General features: G+C 48.6%; 20 protein-coding genes. 11 read left to right on the top strand and 9 right to left on the bottom strand.

The window, feature by feature from the left end; translation table 11 throughout:
• Positions 1-11: 11 nt before the first annotated feature.
• From rsxD to nth, 4 genes are read left to right on the top strand one after another with little or no spacing between them, the layout of a single operon-like run.
• Positions 12-1,085 (top strand): electron transport complex subunit RsxD, encoded by a 1,074-nt coding sequence (gene rsxD, locus ACOMG9_RS05915; RefSeq protein WP_422132770.1) that lies wholly within the window; start codon positions 12-14, stop codon positions 1,083-1,085.
• A 15-nt stretch (positions 1,086-1,100) separates the two neighbouring features.
• A complete protein-coding gene (rsxG, locus tag ACOMG9_RS05910) occupies positions 1,101-1,889 on the top strand; it encodes an electron transport complex subunit RsxG (protein ID WP_448216165.1) in 789 nt (262 codons plus the stop codon).
• Complete coding sequence (locus ACOMG9_RS05905) at positions 1,886-2,644, top strand: electron transport complex subunit E (protein WP_448216164.1); 759 nt, start codon at positions 1,886-1,888, stop codon at positions 2,642-2,644. The genes rsxG and ACOMG9_RS05905 overlap by 4 nt, the downstream gene beginning before the upstream one ends.
• Positions 2,644-3,276 (top strand): endonuclease III, encoded by a 633-nt coding sequence (gene nth, locus ACOMG9_RS05900; RefSeq protein WP_448216163.1) that lies wholly within the window; start codon positions 2,644-2,646, stop codon positions 3,274-3,276. Before ACOMG9_RS05905 ends, nth begins: the two co-directional genes overlap by 1 nt.
• A 105-nt stretch (positions 3,277-3,381) precedes the next feature.
• Here the strand turns inward: nth and ACOMG9_RS05895 are convergent, their stop codons facing one another.
• The gene (locus ACOMG9_RS05895) at positions 3,382-4,461 is read right to left on the bottom strand and encodes a substrate-binding domain-containing protein (protein ID WP_448216162.1); all 1,080 of its coding nucleotides are present in this window, start codon (positions 4,459-4,461) and stop codon (positions 3,382-3,384) included.
• An 80-nt stretch (positions 4,462-4,541) separates the two neighbouring features.
• On the bottom strand, positions 4,542-5,927 hold the full coding sequence (locus ACOMG9_RS05890; protein WP_448216161.1) for a hypothetical protein: 1,386 nt from the start codon (positions 5,925-5,927) through the stop codon (positions 4,542-4,544).
• A 330-nt stretch (positions 5,928-6,257) separates the two neighbouring features.
• On the opposite strand from ACOMG9_RS05890, the gene ACOMG9_RS05885 reads away from it, so the two are divergent.
• The 4 genes from ACOMG9_RS05885 (at position 6,258) to plsB (ending at position 12,288) form a co-directional block, all read left to right on the top strand.
• Positions 6,258-7,715 carry a hypothetical protein gene (locus ACOMG9_RS05885; RefSeq protein ID WP_494529936.1) on the top strand — a complete coding sequence of 486 codons (1,458 nt, stop codon included), beginning with the start codon at positions 6,258-6,260 and terminating at the stop codon, positions 7,713-7,715.
• Between the two features lie 160 nt (positions 7,716-7,875).
• The gene (gene dapE, locus ACOMG9_RS05880) at positions 7,876-9,006 is read left to right on the top strand and encodes a succinyl-diaminopimelate desuccinylase (protein WP_448216159.1); all 1,131 of its coding nucleotides are present in this window, start codon (positions 7,876-7,878) and stop codon (positions 9,004-9,006) included.
• A gap of 32 nt (positions 9,007-9,038) precedes the next feature.
• Positions 9,039-9,425 (top strand): hypothetical protein, encoded by a 387-nt coding sequence (locus ACOMG9_RS05875; RefSeq protein ID WP_422132762.1) that lies wholly within the window; start codon positions 9,039-9,041, stop codon positions 9,423-9,425.
• Between the two features lie 382 nt (positions 9,426-9,807).
• Positions 9,808-12,288: a glycerol-3-phosphate 1-O-acyltransferase PlsB gene (plsB, locus tag ACOMG9_RS05870; RefSeq protein ID WP_448216158.1), complete on the top strand. Its 2,481-nt coding sequence runs from the start codon at positions 9,808-9,810 to the stop codon at positions 12,286-12,288.
• Positions 12,289-12,369: 81 nt separating this feature from the next.
• On the opposite strand, the gene ACOMG9_RS05865 is transcribed toward plsB, so the two are convergent.
• From ACOMG9_RS05865 to adk, 5 genes are all read right to left on the bottom strand, one after another.
• Positions 12,370-13,155 carry a class I SAM-dependent methyltransferase gene (locus tag ACOMG9_RS05865; protein ID WP_494529935.1) on the bottom strand — a complete coding sequence of 262 codons (786 nt, stop codon included), beginning with the start codon at positions 13,153-13,155 and terminating at the stop codon, positions 12,370-12,372.
• 199 nt (positions 13,156-13,354) lie between these two features.
• A complete protein-coding gene (locus ACOMG9_RS05860) occupies positions 13,355-14,014 on the bottom strand; it encodes a peroxiredoxin (RefSeq protein WP_422132759.1) in 660 nt (219 codons plus the stop codon).
• 219 nt (positions 14,015-14,233) lie between these two features.
• Positions 14,234-15,049, bottom strand: coding sequence for an undecaprenyl-diphosphate phosphatase (locus ACOMG9_RS05855; RefSeq protein WP_448216156.1), 816 nt, complete (start codon positions 15,047-15,049; stop codon positions 14,234-14,236).
• Between the two features lie 113 nt (positions 15,050-15,162).
• Positions 15,163-15,834, bottom strand: coding sequence for a tRNA (adenosine(37)-N6)-threonylcarbamoyltransferase complex dimerization subunit type 1 TsaB (tsaB, locus tag ACOMG9_RS05850; protein WP_448216155.1), 672 nt, complete (start codon positions 15,832-15,834; stop codon positions 15,163-15,165).
• Positions 15,835-15,985: 151 nt separating this feature from the next.
• The gene (adk, locus tag ACOMG9_RS05845; protein ID WP_448216154.1) at positions 15,986-16,636 is read right to left on the bottom strand and encodes an adenylate kinase; all 651 of its coding nucleotides are present in this window, start codon (positions 16,634-16,636) and stop codon (positions 15,986-15,988) included.
• 291 nt (positions 16,637-16,927) lie between these two features.
• Here adk and ACOMG9_RS05840 point away from each other — a divergent pair, with 291 nt between their 5' ends.
• Positions 16,928-17,392 (top strand): hypothetical protein, encoded by a 465-nt coding sequence (locus ACOMG9_RS05840; protein WP_448216153.1) that lies wholly within the window; start codon positions 16,928-16,930, stop codon positions 17,390-17,392.
• 4 nt (positions 17,393-17,396) lie between these two features.
• Here the strand turns inward: ACOMG9_RS05840 and ACOMG9_RS05835 are convergent, their stop codons facing one another.
• The gene (locus tag ACOMG9_RS05835) at positions 17,397-17,780 is read right to left on the bottom strand and encodes a gamma-butyrobetaine hydroxylase family protein (protein ID WP_448216152.1); all 384 of its coding nucleotides are present in this window, start codon (positions 17,778-17,780) and stop codon (positions 17,397-17,399) included.
• 208 nt (positions 17,781-17,988) lie between these two features.
• On the opposite strand from ACOMG9_RS05835, the gene ACOMG9_RS05830 reads away from it, so the two are divergent.
• On the top strand, positions 17,989-19,530 hold the full coding sequence (locus tag ACOMG9_RS05830) for a TatD family hydrolase (protein WP_448216151.1): 1,542 nt from the start codon (positions 17,989-17,991) through the stop codon (positions 19,528-19,530).
• Positions 19,531-19,564: 34 nt separating this feature from the next.
• On the opposite strand, the gene ACOMG9_RS05825 is transcribed toward ACOMG9_RS05830, so the two are convergent.
• On the bottom strand, positions 19,565-19,723 hold the full coding sequence (locus ACOMG9_RS05825; protein ID WP_494529934.1) for a hypothetical protein: 159 nt from the start codon (positions 19,721-19,723) through the stop codon (positions 19,565-19,567).
• Positions 19,724-19,880: 157 nt separating this feature from the next.
• Between ACOMG9_RS05825 and ACOMG9_RS05820 the strand changes: the two genes are divergently transcribed.
• A complete protein-coding gene (locus tag ACOMG9_RS05820; RefSeq protein ID WP_448216150.1) occupies positions 19,881-20,315 on the top strand; it encodes a hypothetical protein in 435 nt (144 codons plus the stop codon).
• Positions 20,316-20,720 lie beyond the last annotated feature (405 nt).

Genomic DNA, 20,720 nt, shown 5'->3' with positions numbered 1-20,720 from the left:
CGGAATTTACGATGACCCTGGTAAGGCAGACATCCCCCCATGCTCGCAGCCCGAACAGCACGCAGCAGGTAATGAAATGGGTCCTACTGGCAGCAATGCCGGGTCTGGCCATGCAGACAGTCTTTTTTGGCTGGGGAACGCTGATCAATCTCGTCTGGTGCGTATTCATTGCACTGGGCTCGGAAGCCTTGGTGCTGAAAATACGACAACGCCCTATCGGCTTTTATCTCTCTGATGGTTCTGCGATTGTCACTGCCGTGCTGCTGGCCCTGGCACTTCCACCTCTGTCTCCATGGTGGCTAACCCTGATAGGGACCTCCTTCGCTATTATCATTGGCAAGCAGCTCTATGGGGGGTTGGGCAACAATCCATTTAACCCGGCCATGTTAGGCTATGTGCTGCTACTGATCTCTTTCCCTCAGGAAATGACACAGTGGTTACCTCCACTGGGTTCAGCAACAGGCGCAGAGGGTCAGGCTGCAGTGAAAAGTTTCAGCGATGCGCTTTTCACCATTTTTCCATTGTTCGGCCAACCCGTTAATGTTGATGCCATCAGCATGGCAACGCCGCTGGATATTGTTCGGGAGAATACATCTCTGACCATGAAAGAACTCTGGTCAGAGAATACAGCCTTGCAATATTTTGCTGGCAGAGGTTGGCTCTGGATCAACCTTGCTTATCTGTTGGGTGGACTTTTCCTGCTCTACAAAAAAGTTTTCACCTGGCACGCACCAGTGGGAATGCTGGCAGCCCTGCTGGTGATGTCTACCCTGTTCTGGGGTGGCACCGGATCTGGCAGCCACGGCTCACCACTGTTCCATTTATTCAGTGGTGCCACTATGCTCGGCGCCTTTTTCATCATTACCGATCCCGTCAGCAGTGCTACCAGTAACAAGGGCAGGCTGATCTTTGGCGCTGGCATAGGAATTCTTGTTTACGTTATCCGAGTCTGGGGCGGGTATCCTGACGGTGTCGCCTTCGCCACACTGTTAATGAATATGGCTGCACCCATGATTGATTATTACACCCAGCCCAGAACCTATGGTCATAAGAAGCCCAACAAGGGTTTGCCAAAACAGCCCTGAGTGAATGAATGCGAAATGAGTGACTTACGAATGCCCATAGAGAAAGAAAGTCAAAATGAACCAGAGTCGTCTGCCGAACAAACGACACCTTTTGTCGGTCTGGCCAGCAGCATCGTCCGTAATAGTCTGACACTGGGTTTGTTTGCCATTCTCACTGTGGGCCTTATCGCTCTGACTTTTGTTTTGACAGAAAAGAAGATTCATGCTCAGGTTCGTGCCTTTGAAGCCAGGGCGCTGAAAGAAATTCTTCCGGATAACACACACGACAACAACATTCTGGATGCCCGAATTACCATTCCGGCCAATGATTTACTGGCAACCTCTAGCGAAAAGTATGGCTACGTAGCTTTCAAGAATGACAAGCCTGTGGCAGTTATTCTCCCCGCCGTAGCCCCCGACGGCTATGCCGGAAAAATCGATCTGCTGGTGGGTATTTATGCCGACGGAACCCTGGCTGGTGTCAGAGCTACCCAACATAAGGAAACACCCGGACTCGGTGATAAAATAGACACAAAAGTCTCTGACTGGATTTTGCAGTTCCAGGGTAAATCGCTGCTGGACCCTGCCCCTGAAGATTGGGGTGTCAAGAAAGATGGCGGCCAGTTTGACCAGTTCACCGGAGCTACTATAACCCCCAGGGCTGTTGTCGGTTCCGTTTATCGAACCCTGAACTATTTTGACGCTCACAGGCAAGCACTCTTTAAAGAGGGCGAGGCAGCCATGAACGGAGAAACTGCTCTAAGCGAAGAGACTGACTTGAAAGGAGAGACAGCCTTGCGCGAAGAAAGAGGTGCAGAAAAATGACCAATGACGTTGCTACTGATTCAGCGCTGCAGAAAAAATCATTATTTGCCGATCAATCTGCCGCCAAGATTGCCTGGGACGGACTCTGGAAAAATAACCCGGCCCTGGTCCAACTGCTGGGTCTTTGCCCCCTGCTGGGTGTATCCAACACTGTAGTTAACGCTCTGGGACTGGGCGTTGCGACCATGCTGGTTGTCATGGGCTCAAACATCGTTGTTTCCCTGATTCGACATCAGGTGACTGACGCGATTCGCCTCCCCGTTTTTGTTATGGTCATCGCCTCCTTTACCACCTGCATAGAGCTTTTGATGCAGGCCTACACTTATGAACTGTACAGGATTCTGGGTATCTTCATTCCCCTGATTGTCACCAACTGCATTATTTTGGGCCGTGCAGATGCCTATGCCTCCAGGCAACCCGTGATTCCTGCCGCTTTTGATGGGTTTATGATGGGAGCAGGCTTTGCTGCCATTCTGGTTCTGCTGGGAGCGCTTCGGGAACTGATCGGTCAGGGAACACTATTCTCAAGTATGGACCTGCTGCTGGGCCCTGTCGCACAAAACTGGACAATTGTCGTTTTTCAGGACTACAAACAGTTTCTGTTCGCCATTCTTCCTCCCGGAGCCTTCGTATTCATGGGCTTTCTTATCGCCATCAAGAATGTCATCGACAAAAAGCTGGAAGCAACCAGAAAGGCTCAGGAACCGTTATCAGAAGTGGGCAGTAAACGTGTTCGAGTAACTGGGAATATCTAATGAATAAGGAAAAAAGGACCCGAATTTTTACCCGGTTACGGGACCAGAACCCTAACCCGACGACAGAACTCAATTACTCCTCATCCTTTGAGCTTTTGATCGCCGTGATTCTTTCAGCTCAGGCAACGGATGTTGGCGTTAACAAAGCGACAGATAAATTATTCCCGGTGGCCAATACACCCCGGGCCATTTTGGATCTGGGTCTTGAAGGTCTGAAGGAGTTCATCAAAACCATTGGCCTGTTCAATGCCAAAGCCGAAAATGTCATAAAGACCTGTGGAATGTTGCTCGAACACCACGGCGGCCAAGTCCCTGATACCCGCGAAGCCCTCGAAGCATTACCCGGTGTGGGCAGAAAAACTGCAAACGTTGTGCTGAATACCGCTTTCAAGCAACCTGCTATGGCTGTAGACACTCATATATTCAGAGTTTCCAACCGGACCGGAATCGCTCCGGGCAAGAATGTTCTGGAAGTGGAAAAAAAACTGGTCAGACTGGTTCCCAAAGAATTTCTTCTGGACGCTCACCACTGGCTCATTCTTCATGGTCGCTACGTCTGCAAGGCCAGAAAACCTCAGTGCGGCAGCTGCATTATTGAAGATTTGTGTGAATTCAAGAAAAAGACTTCCTGACCTATTAGTACCTGACCAGGCACCGAGACTCCGTCCTGAGCTTGTCGAAGAATGATGGCTCCACATTTCGACAAGCTCCGGACGAAGCGAATAGAGTATAGTGCTTCAGAAACGGCAATAACCTCTGTTAATCCAGGCGGCAACAGCTGCGGAAGTAACAGCGGACAGAATTCCAGCATAAGGAATCGCTGAAAAATAACTGACAGCGGACGAAGTGTTAGCCGGATCGCAAACCTCTGTATAACTCGCAGGGTAGTAACCATGAGCTCCAATATAGGCTTGAGTGGTGGGTGATAGCATAAACGTTGCAAAGGTTTCAGCTGCTTTGGTGCTGGTAGAACCCTCTATTATTACCATTTCCTGCCTGAGACGATGAAAATCATTGTCTTTTAACAGGGACACCTCGTCATCTTTGGGATAATTGTGCCTAACATGATGTGAATCCCTGGAGTGATCATCTTCTTCATGAAACACTAATGAGGCCGGGAGCAGAGCAAATAGCTCTGTTTTGTTTATGTTGTTGTTCCAGACATCATGGGTACTGTTTTCGATCTTGATTCTCCTCATTCTATTCAAGGGATAGTATAACCCCGCAGCCTCAAGCAGATCCTCCGCCCTCTTGCCATAGGGAGAATCCTTAGGATCCGGAATATAGACTGTCTCATTGCGATGCTTGGAGATAAAGTCACCCAACTCCTTCACTGTAATAGTCTCTTTTCCATGACCGTGACCATGATCTTCGGTCTGGTTACCCATCTTGTGCAAGAACGCAAGCCGACCATACGCATAGGTTTTCCGGGACTTCGGTTTGGCTTTTTGTAGCCGCACCAGCGTCGCCGGGTGGGTTTCATCTGCGCTGAGAAAGACGTCGAAGGCCTCGTCATTCATAATACGATCAAACAAATCATCACTTACGCCTTTTACCAGCGTAAGCTCAATGTCCGGATGGAGTTTGTTAAAGGTTTTTCTCAACTCAACAGCCGTCGGGTAAAAGTTGGATGCAACCGCAATTTTCAGCGTGTCTGATAAAACAACGGGACTGAGAAATATCAGAGCCAGAGCAAAAAATGTGGCGCGATAGATTTTTTTAAAAAAACCATGTCGTGTATTAGACCTGAGAGACTGCCAATACTCTTTGAAACTCCATTTCGGGCAGCTGAATAAAGTCGGCATTAACGTAGTCATAACAACTCTATGTTTACTGGTAGATAGGGCAAGAAAGTATAGACGGTATTTATGCGATGTATTTTTTTATCGGTTTAGTCTCACTCGTCATTTGGACATTGGTAAGGTCCGCAAATGCTGACGTACATGAAATTAAAGGTATCAATCACCTGTTGTATAGTCATTTCAATGATGCCGGTCCTGGCAGGGCTTCTCTCTGCTGTAGGCTTCGATCTTGCAATATTTAAAGGAATGACGCCCTGCCCTGCAGCCAATGCCTTCGGAAAAGTTTGATTAACAATAGCGGTAATCAGAGACTCTGTCAGGCCTAATGCGAAACCATAGTCAGGGGAACTGGGATTACTCGCCATGTATTCATATATTACTTTATTTTCTGAAGAAGCAGGTTGAATATGTCTATTAATGGTAAGGAGACTTTCAACCGCATCAGAACGACCATGAGGGTCACGAATATAAACAATCTCTTTTTCTTTGTCATAACCGATCAGACTATAGGCATGCCGGGGTCCGATTCCCTCAAATGGCCTTAGCTTCAAGGGGGCTGACAACACTGAGGTAATAAAAAAAATTGCTGCTTTTTCATCAACCACAAAAGAGTTGAGTAGCATCTTTAAAAGATCCTGAGATTCAAACTGCGGGTTGATGTGCCCGGAAGGTGAATTCATGAGTGCCTCATTGGCTAATGGAGGTTGTACTTGGACCAGCTCAGAATATTGATGATACTCGAATCGCGCCTGATCATTTCGTCCCCGTACATTATAATATTTTTTCGACAGATGCGCATAAGCGGCTTCCAGCATGGCCAGCCAGATACCGCCATCGCGTGTTTCGGCAAAGTGTGAGTAACGCTCAACTTCTCTGAATTGAATCACTTCGCGTTTAGCAATCCCGGGAAAAACAATTTCAAATGTCTGTTCATCGAAGGGATAAAAGTAATTGAATGCGAGCCTTTTTCCCGTTTCTGAGCTGACTATTGAGGCAAGCGTAGCGATCAGAACACAATCTGGAAAATACCCCTGCAGGAGATTATCCGGAGTAACACTCGTCAGACCTTGAGGAAAAAGTCGTCTGTAGCCGTCGGCAAACGGTTGCCGTTCGGGTTTTACAAGCCAGGCATCCCAGAAGGTGTTGTCCTGCTCGTGGTGATACTTTGCGACTCGCCCCGACAGTTCAGCCAACTCAATGCTTTCTCTGCTTAATGAGGCAGTGACAGGGTTTTGCCATGACTCGAAATTAACAAGATAAAGTCTGATGGTCTGGTAAAGGTCTTTGTTCAGATAGGGTGCATGGTAGCCCTCAATCAGCTCATCGTAGGAGAGCAGGCCATCAAAGTCTTTATCAAGGGCACCTGCCAGCTCCGGGAAGTAGCGGTAGGCCGACGGATAGCCGGGTGAAAATACCCCGCCTAAAACCTGAACAGAAAAAAATAGCAAACTCGTCAGTAATAAAGGGTGTAAGCGGTCCATAGTACTTTTTCTCCAAAAAAAACCTTAATCAGCTCGTCAGGTATTGCGATACAACCCGCTATTAATTAGATGACAGAAGGCTCCGAAGAATTCCTATATGAGTTAGTGAAATGGACACTATTGTTAGCAGAATCGCCGTGTGCCTGCTCAGAATCAGCTTGTTTATTCTGAGCTAAAGCGCACCGGGTCTGAATTTAAGGCCATAAGGTTCCTGCAACGATTGAAATAGAAAACAGTGCTGACTCTTCTTATTTGATTGTCTGGAACTAGTTGCACTTTCTGTTGTCCAAATAGATATCGACAACATTAAATCCAGAGAGGTACTTAATTATGCAACCTGTAAAATCCCCATCATCACTGCCACTAGACAACTCAATCAGGCAGGAGCAATCTGACCAGTTAACAGACACCTCAGGAAGGGCTGATAACGGAAGGGCAGTAAACAGCTGGTTTGGCGCTATCTATAACGGTTTCTTCCGCGCTATTGGCTACGGAGAAACCGGTACAGACACTGCTTCAGCTCTTTCCGACAGGACAATCGCTGCTTCTGTCTCCGGCAGCTCTGCACACACAGGCTCCATCCCGGCAGCCGATCCACAACCAGCCACTCCGATGGAACTCACAGAGGTTTTACCTGCTCTGGCAGAGGCCATAAGTGCAAAAGATGCCGCCCGGGTAAAATCACTGCTGGCATCACTGAAACTGACATCCCCGAATCAAGCTGCGCAAGTAGCCGAGGATAACCTTAAAACCATTTTGCAGGATTATTTCCCATCTGCTCGTAAAATACCCCAAAATGATTACATAAAGCTGAAAAAGCTTATCGACTGTTTGCTGGCCAACTGTGGCAATGGTGGTTATGCACTGGCGAATTCAGCTCTGAACCTTTTTGTCGTTCGGGGAGATTTTCCACATGCCCAGTCTGTTAGAGATAAACATCAGGCAATTCTGGAAGCAGATCATCTTCAGGTAGCCCTCGATAAGGAGGTCCAGAATTACGCGCCATACGTTAAACATACCGACGACTCTTACCCACGCTTCCTCCATAGCCACAGCAAAGCGCTACTGGCCCTGGCGGATCAGCAAGATCATCAAACCATGGAGATTGCCAGGAAAACGTTCGCTGACGGGCTGGAAAAATGTTTGAGAGACACCCAATGGGTGCGAGGCTTGCCCCCAAAAGATTTTACTGAGATAGAGAGGTGTTTTTGGGAATTTTACAAATTCGGCATCAAGGATGAGGAGCTGGCCTACCCCTTCCTGAATCTCTTCTTTATCAGGGGTGATTACGAGTCGGCAAAGAAAGTTGCATCGGACGGTATCCGCATTACCGACGAGGACCTTTGCAAAGCCCTCAGGGATCATTTTCACCAAGATTCTGTCAAGCAACTGTTTGAGCTGGCAAATCCCGGGGCTGCTGGCCAAAAGAGAACTAAAGAAACCGTTCTGGATATTTTGCAACAAGCTCTGGTCGATGTTGATCGCATGCCACCTCATGAGATTGTAAATTTCGAGAGTTTTATCCGGTCTTATATCTGCCTGCTTTCTAAACCGGTCGAAGGCAGATTGTTCTTGCTCAACCCGCTCATTGATTTTTGTGTTCGTGGGGAAAAAATTGAACTGGCACAACGGCTGAAAAGAATTTTTAAGGGGTGTTACCTTGAGCCAAAGGCTTTCGAGAATGCCTGTGAAAAACTGAAGCAGTCTGCAACCGATGAATTAGAGAAATCAGAGACGCTAAAAGCGTTATCGGATCTGACCGAGCCCGCCAAGATCAAGACCGATTAAGCCTTCGGTCTTGATCTTGGGCTGAGTGAATTTCTTCAAGGTCCTGGACAGAAAACCCTGGCATTCTGAAGACTTTGTTGGCTCGGCTGGCAAGTACATCACGTGGTACAATCACTTTTCAAAGTAAAAAACTGTAAACCATAGAACAGATAAACTGCACATGACCCCTACGATTGAACTTGCCATAGATCTGATTCAGCGTCCCTCAGTCACTCCTGAAGATGAGGGCTGCCAGGATCTGATGATCAGCCGTCTGGAACCCCTGGGCTTCAAAGTAGAGAAACTGCGGTTTGGTGAAGTGGAAAACATCTGGCTCCGCAGAGGAGACTCTGCGCCGGTTCTGGCATTTGCCGGTCATACCGACGTTGTACCCACAGGTCCTGTAGAAAAATGGGATAACCCTCCTTTTTCTCCTTTTGTCGATGAAAACGGTATGCTGCAGGGCCGCGGCGCGGCAGATATGAAAGGCAGTCTGGCTGCCATGGTGACAGCTTGCGAAACCTTTCTGGCCGCGAACCCTGACCATAAAGGCTCCATTGCTTTCCTGATCACCAGCGATGAAGAAGGTCCGGCCCGGCATGGAACCGTTAAAGTCATTGAGCACCTGGAAGCCCGTCACGAAAAGATAGACTGGTGCATCGTAGGCGAGCCATCCAGTACTCATCAGGTAGGCGATATCATCAAGAATGGACGCCGGGGCTCTATGCACGGCCACTTGCTGATTCATGGGATTCAGGGGCACGTCGCCTATCCGCATCTGGCCAGAAATCCGGTTCATGAAGTGGCACTGGCTTTATCAGAGTTGACCGGCGAAGAGTGGGATCAGGGCAATGAGTTCTTCCCGCCCACCAGCTTCCAGATCTGGCACATTCATGCCGGAGAAGGTGCCAGCAATGTGATTCCCGGAAACTGCGAAGTCAACTTTAACTTCCGTTTCTCCCCTGAAGTCACTGACAAAGCGCTGCAGGAAAGAGTGCTGGCCATTCTGGATCGACATAACCTTGAATACGATATTGAATGGCATGTCAGCGGCCAGCCATTCCTCACCCGCCCTGGTGCGCTGGTTAATGCAGCCCTGGCATCCATCAAGGCTGAAACCGGCATAGATTCAGAGCTGTCGACCTCTGGTGGCACCTCCGATGGCCGGTTTATAGCGCCAACCGGTGCCCAGGTGGTTGAGCTGGGTCCGGTCAACAAAACCATCCATAAAGTGAATGAATGTATCAAAGCCAGCGACCTTGATGATCTGGGCCGGATTTATCAGGGCATCCTGAAGCGACTGTTGACCTAAATTCATCCTCTACTCTCAGACATACAGACCCTATGAACAAGGTTGAAGATCTAGAAATTTATGTCAAAGACCTGAGCCTGGAGATGATCCGGAAATGGCTCACGGTTAATTTTGATAGCGTTGAAGTTCTTAGTAGCGGCAAGAAAGTCCACGACTTTCTGCTGCACAGCGAGAAAGACTCAGCGCCGGTGATGATTGTTGAGTGTGCGGTTGGCAAAGCCTGGACCAGCATCTGGTTCAAAGCCAATAAAACCCCCTGGAGTGATGATATGGCCTGCGCCAGAAGCCTGAACCAGTTTGCCAGGTGCCGGGTGAGGGCCAATGCAGCCCCCTGGTCAGACGGTGAAGATATGGATGAATGGTGGCAGATGACGGAAACAGGCGAAGAAAGCACGGTCTCCTGGCCTAATGCTCTTTGAAAACTTATTGCTGCCAGAGAAGCTATTAAGCGCTCCTGGCAGCCTGTCGGACTTAAGACTGTCCTACTGCGGTTGCAATAAATTGGTCTAAAAATCTCTGTTTCTTCGTCAAATAGCTCGCTATTCTCCTCAGAAACAGAGATTTTTATCCTCAATTTCTTGCAATCCTCGCTACGGACGCTTAAGTCCGACAGGCTGCTGGTTTTTCCCCATTGCTTTTGCTCGCCAGGAAAGAACAAAACCCTTACTGGCGTGCCTTCACTCCGGGAACCTGTTTTCAATCCGGGAAATAGTCACTTTCCTCTTTGCGCCACGGCCTCTATTCAAGCTAGAATCCACCGACAGCCATTCACCCTCTTGATTTCAGGCCGCGACCAATTCCATGCACAAACCCAATACTCTCAGTCGCTTTTTGTTTCATAGCTTGAGAAAGCTGTTATTCATCTGGGTTAGAACAACGGTTCATAACAACACTGCACAAAGCCTTGGGATTCAGCCAGACAAGCCTGTCTGCTACGTACTTCGTAACCGCTCCCTGTCCGATCTGATGGTAGTTGAGCAGGAGTGTCGAAAAGCCGGTCTGCCACGACCCTATGCGTTTATTCACAGTGGTCACAAGAACGGTGATCAGGCCTATTTTTATCTGACTCAGCAGCGAGGCGTTCTGCTTCAAAGAGAGCATCCGGAAACGGCAGATACACTGGCAAATCTTCTCAGGGAAACCGAGGAGCATCCTGACCACGACGTTCAGCTGGTTCCTGTCAGTATTTTCTGGGGACGGGCCCCGGATAAAGAGCAGTCCGCCCTGAAGCTCCTTTTTGACTGGAACTTCAGCCTGGGAGGACGGTTCAGGAAGTTTATGGCCATTCTGCTCCATGGCAGACAGACCATGGTTCACTTTAATCCAGCCATGTCCCTGAGAGAAATGGTGGATGAAGGCCAGGAACACTGCCGCACTCTCCGAAAGGTGGGTCGTATTCTCAGGGTGCACTTTCGTCAGCTCAGAGAGTCTGTCATTGGTCCTGATCTCTCTCACCGAAGAATACTGGTCAATGGCCTGATCCATACACCACAGATTCGCAAAGCCATAGAAGCTGAAGCCGCTGCCCGGGAAATCACCCTGATCGAGGCCGAGAACAAGGCTCGACAGTACGCCAATGAAATCGCCTCTGACTACTCTTATCCGGTCCTCAGGTTTCTGGACATTGTCTTGACCTGGTTCTGGAACAAGCTCTACGACGGCCTGTCGATCAATAACATCGAACCGATCAAAGCACTTTCCCAGAAGTACAGCGTTGTTTACGTACCCTGTCACCGCAGCCATATTGACTATCTGTTGCTTTCCTATGCTCTTTACAATGAAGGACTGACACCTCCCCATATTGCTGCCGGTATCAACCTGAATATGCCTGTCGTTGGCACCATTCTCCGTAAAGGCGGCGCTTTCTTTATGAGAAGAACCTTCAGAGGCAACCCTCTCTACAGTGCAGTCTTTCATGAATACATGCATACCCTGTCCAGTCGTGGATTCCCCATTGAATATTTTGTTGAAGGTGGCCGCTCCAGAACCGGTCGAACCCTGAACCCGAAAACCGGCATGCTCTCTATCAGTCTGAGAAGCTACCTGAGAGATAACCGACGACCCATATTGTTTGTGCCGGTTTATATCGGTTATGAGAAGTTACTGGAAGTCAGCACTTACATGAGTGAGCTGCGAGGCAAGAGCAAGAAAAAAGAGTCCCCTCTTGACGTTGTGCGCACACTGGCAGCCCTCAAGGATCAGTTTGGCAAAGCCTGGATTAACTTTGGTAACCCGGTCAGTATGGGTGAATTCCTGGATAAGGAAGTACCTCAATGGCAGCAAGAGCAATCTGAAGGCTTTAAACAACAGTGGCTAAAGAAAGCAACCAATACACTTGCTTTCAACATTGCCAGTGAGATTAACTCAGCAGCTATCATCAACCCGGTTAACCTGATTGCCATGGCCCTGCTTTCATCGCCTCGTCATGCTCTGGGTGAACAGGAGCTGGTACTACTGGTAGAGATTTATCAGCGACTGCTCAGAAAATCTCCCTACAGCGACAAAACAGTTATTACTGACATGGATGGCTACAGCGTCATTCGCTATGCAGAGAAGCTGGATTTACTCAATAAATTCAGTGATTCCCTGGGTGAGGTCTACAGTCTGGATGAAAAAACAGCGGTAATGATGACCTATTACCGGAATAACGTACTGCATATGTTTGCCGTGCCTTCCCTGCTCAGCTGTCTGTTTATTAACAACAGTGCCATGACACAAAGAGAAATTTTCCGGGTCTGTTCCATTTTATACCCTTATCTTCAATCCGAACTCTTTCTCAAATGGAGTAAAAGAGGATTTCTGAAAGTGGTCACCCAGTGGCTGGAAACATTGGCAAGTGAAGGGCTTATCATCAGTGACCATGACGGCTATTACCGCCAGCCTGATTACAGCTCAGCACAGTTTGTCACTCTGACGGTGCTTTCCCGTGCCATTGCCCAGACCCTTGAGCGCTTCTTCATGGTCATTAGCCTGCTGATCAGTAATGACAGTGGCAACATTGAACAGGAAACCCTGGAAAACCAGAGTCGTGTTCTGGCTCAAAGACTGTCCATTATCCACGGGTTGAATGCCCCTGAGTTCTTTGACAAGGCGCTGTTCAAAAACTTTATCGAGCAGTTAAGACTCAATAACGTCGTGGAGATCACCCGGACTAACAAGCTCAACTACGGCGATGAAGTCAAAATGGTCGCGGACGAAGCCTTTAAGGTCCTGACCAGCGAAGTCCGTCATAGCATACTGCAAACCACCAAAACCCAACCTGCTCCTGTCGAAGAGCATTAACTCGCTTACGGTTCGGGAACCCTCTTTCATCGTCGGATGATTGGATGATGAAAGAGGGAACCGCTAGTCCTGAACCTTTCACTAAAATGCTTTAAGAGCGTGGATATCATACCTGCATGCCTTTCCTTCCAGTTTGTAGGTAGGTGAGGTATTGCCCAACTCCGGTGATAACCGGGGTCTTTTAATCACCACCCGGTATTGGGCCAGTTTCAGGGCAGGCTCAAGCAACTCATCGGCATCGGGATCACCTGATAATAGTGCCTGAAAGATTTTCATTTCCTTTTTGACCTCTGCAGACCTCTCTTTATGCGGAAACATGGGATCGAGATAAACGACATCAAACTGTTTTCCAAGGGACAGACTCGACGCCATAGCATGACGACTGTCTTCTTTGATCAGCAGCATACGTCCGGCAATCTCTGAGACCTCCGGATCTGCTATCGCTCTTCTGATGCCGTCTTCCAACAAAGCGGCGATGACGGGAGAGCGCTCAATGACCGTCACCTTGCAGCCAAGAGAGGCCAGCACGAAGGCATCTCGACCCAGCCCACCTGTGGCATCCAGAACATGAGGTTTGACACCTTTATTCAAACCCACAGCTTTGGCTATGTCCTGACCTTTCCCGCCGCCGAACTTTCTTCTGTGACCTGCCTTGCCGCCCACAAAATCAACACTGATGGGTTTTTCTTTTCCACAAGCCCGTGTCAGAGAAAGGCGATCATCTTCGAAACCCAGAATAAGTTGATTTTCCCGGCAGCCAGCCGGATTCTCAATGTAAGTGGCTCCATCCATGGAACTCAGCAGCGTCTCAAGATAGGCTTGCTTATCAGGATCCGGATGAATTTGTACTACGACAGAACTGGCCATTCACCTATTGCTCACAACGCGTTTAGTTAGATCGGATTTTATCACCGGGGAGCTGTTTGAAAACCTCGAATCATTTCTAAAGGGGGCCTCCCGGGCTGGTTCCAGACCGCTATTCTGTAACTGTGCACCATAAAAAAACAGCAGACATTTGGCCTGCTGTTTCTGTTAATAGAGGAAGTTTCAGATATTAGTTCGAGCATTAATCAGGCTGAGCAACCACCCTCAGGTAAGGCTTCAGAGTCTTCCAACCCTGCGGGAATTTCTTTTTAGCTTCTTCCTCTGAAACCGCAGGTGGAATAATCACATCCTCACCAGGCTGCCAGTTCACTGGAGTAGCCACGGTGCATCGGCTGGTCAGCTGAATAGAATCCAGAGAACGAAGGATCTCGTCAAAATTCCTGCCGGTGGTCATTGGATAGGTCATCATCAATTTGACCTGTTTGTCAGGGCCGATGATAAATACGGTTCTGACCGTAGCATTGGTGGCAGCTGTTCTCCCTTCTGAGCTATCACCTGCGTCAGCAGGCAGCATGTTATACAGCTTTGCTACGTTCAGGTCCGTGTCACCAATCATGGGGTACAGGGGCAGGTGCCCCTGAGTTTCCTCAATGTCTCTGGCCCAGCGTTCATGATCATCTACAGGGTCCACACTCAAACCAATGAGCTTACAGTTGCGTCGTTCGAACTCTGGTTGCAGCCGGGCCATATAGCCAAGCTCTGTCGTACAGACAGGTGTAAAGTCTTTCGGATGGGAGAATAAAATAGCCCAGGAATCACCTATCCAGTCATGAAACCGAATAGAGCCTTGGGTGGTTTGAGCTGTGAAATCAGGGGCAACGTCATTAATTCTCAGAGTCATGTCAATTCCTCGGGGATCAATCTCGGGTCAAAAGCCAATATCTCAGCACCATCTATGAAAAAGAGTTCTCATTAAGATCAGCCTGAAACAGATAGAGTCTTACCCGACCCGTCCCGAATTACAACCTATGAGAAGTAAAGCCTGTTTATGCAAATGATCAACCGGAATTTACAGTTTGAAGATGAAATTACCCATCCGGACAGGATGGGTAGCGATGCTTTAAGCGTTTACCTGGAACACCATCACAGCAATCAGTAGGGCGCCGAGAATAAAGCGATAGATCACAAAAGGCATCAATCCGATTCGGTTGATAAACGACAGGAAGAAGTATATGCAAACCCAGGCACTGACGCCTGCCAGCAGGGCACCAGAGAAGAGTACGCTCCAGTCCACCGGCTCTGTCGCTTTAACAAGGTCCAGTGTCAGAAGCAGTCCTGCTCCCAATATGACCGGAATAGAAAGCAAAAACGAAAAGCGGGCTGCTGCCTCCCGGGTCAAACCGAGCATAAGGCCAGCGGTCATGGTTATGCCTGAGCGAGAGGTGCCCGGAATCAAGGCGATAGCCTGGGCAAAACCAATTAACATGGCCTGACGAAAGTTTAACTTTTCGATAGGTTGTATTTTTTTCCCCTTGTAATCAGCCCAACCGAGGAGCGCACCAAATATCATGGTTGTCCCGGCAATGACGGCAATACTACGCATAGCCTCGTCCAGGCCCATGGACTTCAGGACAAAACCAAACACAACCGCTGGCAAGGTAGCAAAAATCAGGTACCAACCCAGACGACTGTTGACCGATGAGCCTTTACCCATCAGAGAGCCCAGCCAATCCTGAGTAATTCTGATCAAGTCTTTACGAAAATATCCTACAACCGCGATCAATGTGCCAATATGAACCGCCACATCAAATGCCAGACCCTGATCCTTCCAGCCCAACAATTGCGCAGGCAATATCAAATGAGCAGAACTGGAAATCGGCAGAAACTCTGTCAGGCCCTGAAGCAGAGCAAGAATCATTATCTGAAGGCTATCCACGATAGCTTCCCTCCCCTGACGGGTAATATCAGCCCATGCTGACTTCTATGTCATCTCACAAAGGAAGAAAGCACTTCCCATCAGGCTTTAATTGTTAAAGGAGAAAACGAGTTTTATCGTTCACTTTTCTTGAGAGCCACTTTATCTCTGAGATAGACTGGCCTGGCTTGTTCAGCAGGGACACTGAGTCCTTCGTTGAAATCAGCCGCAGCCAGAATGGCGATATCAGCCGCCCTGGGATATGCCTCAGGGAAACATTTCACCGCTTTTGCTGCCAGCTGATCTTCGAACTGCCAACCCGTCCCCATTCCCAGCCAATTCTCTTTGCCATCGGGCAGGACAACTTTTTCGGGAACGATAACGCGCTCTTCTATCTCTGGCTGCATCAGTCCATTCTCTTCCTTGAAGGCCCCCCAGTAAACTTCTCCCATACGGGCATCAATAGCAGCCAGTACGGCATTTGACTGATGCACTCTGAAGCCTTCCTGCGCCAGTGCTCTAAGAGTTGACACAGCAACAACCGGCTTATCGATGGCAAATGCCAGCCCCTGCACCATGGCAACCGCTATTCTGACACCGGTGAAAGCACCTGGCCCGCAACCAAAAGCCAAAGCGTCCAGATCAGATAGGCTGACTGCCTGTTTTTTCAGTAGATTGTCGACCATTCCCAAAAGCTCACGGCTGTGCCTTCTGGGTAATAACTCAAAATGTTCAACAATTTCACCATCCAGATTCAGTGCCACTGAACAGGCTTCTGTAGCGCTATCTAGAGCCAGAATTTTCATCAGCGTATCTCTAATAGGGGTAACTCATGCGGCTAACGGTGTATTATATCGTTGCCAGCTCATGAGAAAGTCTCCTGAAAACGTAAAAAAAGGACGAACAGTCGTCCTTTTTTTACGATCAGCATCATGAGATGCCAGACAGCAGAGCTTATCAGGCAGCCCCAGGCTTCAGGGCACTGATCACTTTAGCCTTGATATCATCAACACTGCCTACACCCTCTACACGGCTATAACGGGTATGGCCTTCAATAGACTTATAGAAGCTGACCAGAGGGGCCGTCTGGTCATGGTAAACGCCCAGACGCTTGCGAACGGTCTCTTCCGTATCGTCATCACGCTGAATCAGGTCTTCACCCGTAACATCATCTTTACCTTCAACCTTCGGCGGGTTGTAGATAACGTGATAGGTTCGGCCACTGTCGGGGTGAACACGCCTTCCTGCCATGCGTTGAACAATCTCTTCATCTTCAACGGCAATTTCGATCACATGGTCAATGTCGACGCCGGCATCACGAAGTGCTTCAGCCTGGGGAATGGTTCTGGGAAAGCCATCAAACAGGAATCCATTGGCACAGTCATCCCTGGCAATACGTTCTTTAACCAGCTCAATGATGATTTCATCTGAAACCAGGGCGCCGGAATCCATAACCGCTTTTACTTTAAGGCCCAGCTCGGTACCGTCCTTGATCGCTGCGCGCAGCATATCGCCGGTAGAGATCTGGGGGATACCAAACTCTTCCATGATGAACTGGGCTTGCGTACCTTTACCGGCACCCGGGGCACCCAACAGAATCACTCTCATGAACAGGCTCCTGTCTGACAAGTCCCAGTATTTGAGCCTTGCCATGACGATTTTAAAAGGCACAAAGGATATACACAGAGCCACTGGGTTACAAGTTGATACAGGAAAATTCTAACCCTCCCTGTGCCCATCGCCCGGGTAATCAGGATTAACTCACAACGATGAAATTTCTTAATCCCTTGGCCGATAAAGTCTCCAGAACACCCATTCCAGAGAGAAGCAGATATGAGATGGCCATACAATGCAAAAGTACTATTCACAAAGGTACTATCCATTAAGGTACTATCCATAATGGCTGTGTCCCTGATGGCTATGACCCTGCCGGTCACATCTATGGCACTTCCTGACGCTAAAATCATGGGGCATCGCTGGCTACTCTCCGCTATAAAAAGTAACCGCCCCCCTTCTGGCTATCTCGATCTCAACAACTGCAGTATTAGCAAGAACATTGGCGACCTGCCTGCTGACAAGCGCACTTACAGAGTTTCATTTGCCGAAAATTTTTCCTACGATCCCGAAGATGGCAGCATCTCAACCATCATGAACAGGCTTTACCAACAGACCCTTAACCTGGGCGGAACCCCTGTTCTTATCAGTAGACCTGCCACCGTTATCCTGACCAGCAGGCCTCAGAGAGAATCGGTCACTTACCAGATCGTCGTCTCTCACAATGAGAGAACCCTGATGCAGCTCTATGAATGCCCCTGGAGTACAGCAGTCTATTTGTGGAAACCCAGAGGGACACTGTTCAACTAACGATTTAACTGATCATCAGTTTGACAACATCAGCATCGGGCTCCCGGCTTTCACCCGCCTGGTGCAGCTTCTCCAGATAGGCCTCCCAGTACACTTCCTGGTTGACACAAAGATCGTAGAGATAGCCCCAGTCGTAAATGCCACTGTCATGACCGTCATTAAAGTGAATTTTAATCGCATAGTGGCCCACCTTTTCTATATTGGTGACCTGAACCTGCTTTTTTCCGGTTTGCAGCACTGGATTACCATGTCCCCTGACCTCGGCAGAAGGACTGTGGACACGAAGCATCTCACTGCTGAGCTGATAAGTCTCATCGGTGCTGTATTTCAACTCCAGTCGTTGGGATTGCCTGTGAAAGTTCAAAGCTTCAGGGATTTTTTGCTGCATGCTGAAAGTCTCTACTGCGTCGTTAAATGACTGGCTCAACGCAGTTTATATCAGTGTCCTGTTTTCTTGTTAGTTATGCTTACGTCAATGTTCTGAACTTTCAATCTAAGAACCACTCTGACTTATCGGAGGACATCGCTGTTGAATGCCCTTCAACCCTATATCCTTGTAATCAAGGATAATACTCATTTAACTGAAGGAGCTTAATATGATTAACCCGGATCACACTAGCGGCGCTGTTGGCGGTTCAAACCCAATCACGTCACAACCTGTTCAACCTCAACCGCAAGAGGTTGAAGAAGCTGCTCGTTTCGGTAGGACTGTCAGTACTGGTGATAGCAACAATATACTTTCAGTAAGAACACCCGACTTTTCTCATTCTCAAACGGGCAGATCAACCACCTCCGGCCCTGATGGCAGATTTGTGAAAGTTGATAATGTCGATGAAAAAGCGATACTTCCCAATATCACGTCACCCAATTCAGTGTCCCCTCATGACGTTAGCAGCAAAGGTACGCAATGGGCCGCAGACGAAGCGGATCTAAAAGTCTGGCAAGAAGGCCGTTCAAAGCCACGGAAAATGAAAAAAAAGAAGAGATCTTCAGGTTCTGCTGACAAGCCTTCTTCAGGCGTTTGTCCCGTTGCATTCCGATACTCTGGCAACACGAACTACCATGCCGTTCAGGGTCGGCAGGTCATGGATCAGGGCCTGGAGTCCCGATATTGCCAGCGCTCAAGCGAGGCCGCTGCATCACCTGATGCGCCTGCCAGGGATGATGAAGCTTCTGGTTTCCAGTTTGCTGCCCGGCCAGAGTCGGGCAAGGTAAATCTGACTCGCCCGTGGTTCAGGCCTCAATACACGACGCCACTTGTTGATATTGGAGCCAATCTTGTTAAAGACTGCTTTGACTTGCCCCAGGTTCTTGCAGAAGCTTCCCGGGCAGGGCTTGGTAGCATCATGATAACGGGCACTTCCATTTCTGCGTCTAAAAAGGCTCAGAAACTGGTGGAGCAATGGTCGGAGCCATCGGCGAAAGCCACCGAAGCTTGTGGATTTTCAGATTCCCCCCCATGCTCTTTGTACTATACAGTGGGATGCCATCCACACGATGCCAAGAATTTCCGCCGAGATGGTGGCATACGGGAACTGAGAAAAATACTTAAACAGGGGGATCGTCACTGCATTGCGGTGGGTGAGTGTGGATTGGATTACGATCGCGAATGGTCGTTTCCTGATGTGCAACGAACCGTGTTCACGGAACAATTGGAGCTGGCTGCAGAGCTGAAAAAACCACTGTTTTTGCATGAGCGACTTGCCCATGATGACTTCATCGGCATTCTGAAAGATCACATAAATCAGTTGCCTTCACCAGACATGGCTTGCGTTCACTGCTTCACGGGGAACAGTGAGCAACTGCAGGCCTATCTTGATCTGGGCTGTTCCATCGGAATTACCGGTTATATCGGCGACAGACGTAACGAAGATCTGGTTAAGGCACTGCGCTCTGTCGGTTGGGAGACTCTGCGTGAGCGCCTGATGGTTGAGACCGATGCACCGTTTTTAAAGCCTTATCTGGTCATGCCAGAGCGGTTAGAACATCGTCGGGGTGGCAGAAGAAGAAATGATAATGAACCGGCTAATCTGCCCTATGTGATCCATGCGCTGAGCCAGGTGCTTGGCGTGGATGGCGAAGAGATTGCCGCTGCAACCACCGACAATGCCAGACGTATATTCTCCCTCGGTAACTGACGCAGTACTGGTATCCCACCTGCAATGAATCGGATTATTGACACCCTCGCCGCCGTAAAGAGGGTGTCGCAGATGGCAGCATCTCAACCGGCATGAACAGTCGTTGAGATTGTTTCAGAGCCTCGGGGATTTTTTGCTGCATGCTGAAGGTCTCTGCTTCATCGTTAAATGACTGGCTCAAAAAAGCTTTCATCAGAGTCCTGTTTTCTTGTTAGTTACGCTTACAACAATGTTATGAACTTTCAGTCTGAAACCCGTTCTAACCCATCGTAGGACATCAATATTGAATGCCCTTCAAACCGAAATCCTTGCAATCAAGGAAAATACCTATTTAATTCGAGGAACATAATATGAACGTAAATAATGGTAACATTAGCGGCGCTACCGGGTATTCACCCGCGCCACAAGCTCCGGAAAACACACCAGAAGGTACTTGTTTTGGGAGGAGTGTTATCGTCATTGATAAACATGACAATTTTGATAACAGTGCGTCAATCTTAGAAGGAGGTAAAATAAAAGCCACCTTTCACACGGATGATATGATCACTTCAGCCGAAATAACTGCCGATGGCACCCGAGCGATGATTAATACTCGCGATGGAGTGTCGCGAGTCTGCTCTAAGACTGACGGGTTCTGGTACATACAGGATTCGATCACTCAAGCTGACCTAAGGGACAATGGCACCCGGGCGGTGGTCACTGACGATGGAGTGGCGAGAACCTACACCAAGGATGCTGAGGGGATATGGCTCTTTCATCACTCTTCCAGGGTTGGGGATTGGTGATCAACTACGCTTCTTCAGTGCGGTGACTGCCATCAGTGCACTGTAAGTACTCAACCATACGAAATCATATTTTCTGGCTTATTGTTCAGGCACTCTGACTGCGTTGCAACTCTGGCCACATAGCTTGCTATGTTCCAGTCGTTGCGCCTTGCAGAGCACCTGCCCAATAAGCCAGAAATATTCGATTCCGTATGGCTGAGTACTGTAAGTAGCGACAAAACGTTGAAAATCACTGAACCAAGAAGGGATTGTTCAATAGCCTCCGGCTGAGTCGGAGGCGTATTTCGTTAAATGACTGGCTCAAAAAAGCTTACATCAGAGTCCTGTTTTCTTGTTAGTTATGCTGACAACAATGTTATGAACTTTCAACCAGAAACCCGTTCTAACCCATCAAAGGACATCAAT

Source organism: Endozoicomonas sp. PH6C (genome assembly GCF_059322965.1).
Note: the sequence above shows the minus strand (reverse complement) of the source record. Positions and strands in the feature narration are given on the sequence as shown.

What these genes read in the sequence shown, in the direction of transcription:
- ACOMG9_RS05820 (WP_448216150.1), top strand. Translation starts at nt 19,881, where the DNA reads ATGAACGTAAATAATGGTAACATTAGCGGCGCTACCGGGTATTCACCC.
- ACOMG9_RS05885 (WP_494529936.1), top strand. Translation starts at nt 6,258, where the DNA reads ATGCAACCTGTAAAATCCCCATCATCACTGCCACTAGACAACTCAATC.
- plsB (WP_448216158.1), top strand. Translation starts at nt 9,808, where the DNA reads ATGCACAAACCCAATACTCTCAGTCGCTTTTTGTTTCATAGCTTGAGA.
- dapE (WP_448216159.1), top strand. Translation starts at nt 7,876, where the DNA reads ATGACCCCTACGATTGAACTTGCCATAGATCTGATTCAGCGTCCCTCA.
- rsxG (WP_448216165.1), top strand. Translation starts at nt 1,101, where the DNA reads ATGAGTGACTTACGAATGCCCATAGAGAAAGAAAGTCAAAATGAACCA.
- ACOMG9_RS05825 (WP_494529934.1), bottom strand. Translation starts at nt 19,723, where the DNA reads ATGAAAGCTTTTTTGAGCCAGTCATTTAACGATGAAGCAGAGACCTTC.
- ACOMG9_RS05890 (WP_448216161.1), bottom strand. Translation starts at nt 5,927, where the DNA reads ATGGACCGCTTACACCCTTTATTACTGACGAGTTTGCTATTTTTTTCT.
- ACOMG9_RS05860 (WP_422132759.1), bottom strand. Translation starts at nt 14,014, where the DNA reads ATGACTCTGAGAATTAATGACGTTGCCCCTGATTTCACAGCTCAAACC.
- adk (WP_448216154.1), bottom strand. Translation starts at nt 16,636, where the DNA reads ATGAGAGTGATTCTGTTGGGTGCCCCGGGTGCCGGTAAAGGTACGCAA.
- rsxD (WP_422132770.1), top strand. Translation starts at nt 12, where the DNA reads ATGACCCTGGTAAGGCAGACATCCCCCCATGCTCGCAGCCCGAACAGC.
- ACOMG9_RS05875 (WP_422132762.1), top strand. Translation starts at nt 9,039, where the DNA reads ATGAACAAGGTTGAAGATCTAGAAATTTATGTCAAAGACCTGAGCCTG.
- ACOMG9_RS05905 (WP_448216164.1), top strand. Translation starts at nt 1,886, where the DNA reads ATGACCAATGACGTTGCTACTGATTCAGCGCTGCAGAAAAAATCATTA.
- nth (WP_448216163.1), top strand. Translation starts at nt 2,644, where the DNA reads ATGAATAAGGAAAAAAGGACCCGAATTTTTACCCGGTTACGGGACCAG.
- ACOMG9_RS05835 (WP_448216152.1), bottom strand. Translation starts at nt 17,780, where the DNA reads ATGCAGCAAAAAATCCCTGAAGCTTTGAACTTTCACAGGCAATCCCAA.
- ACOMG9_RS05865 (WP_494529935.1), bottom strand. Translation starts at nt 13,155, where the DNA reads ATGGCCAGTTCTGTCGTAGTACAAATTCATCCGGATCCTGATAAGCAA.
- ACOMG9_RS05830 (WP_448216151.1), top strand. Translation starts at nt 17,989, where the DNA reads ATGATTAACCCGGATCACACTAGCGGCGCTGTTGGCGGTTCAAACCCA.
- tsaB (WP_448216155.1), bottom strand. Translation starts at nt 15,834, where the DNA reads ATGAAAATTCTGGCTCTAGATAGCGCTACAGAAGCCTGTTCAGTGGCA.
- ACOMG9_RS05895 (WP_448216162.1), bottom strand. Translation starts at nt 4,461, where the DNA reads ATGACTACGTTAATGCCGACTTTATTCAGCTGCCCGAAATGGAGTTTC.
- ACOMG9_RS05840 (WP_448216153.1), top strand. Translation starts at nt 16,928, where the DNA reads ATGGCTGTGTCCCTGATGGCTATGACCCTGCCGGTCACATCTATGGCA.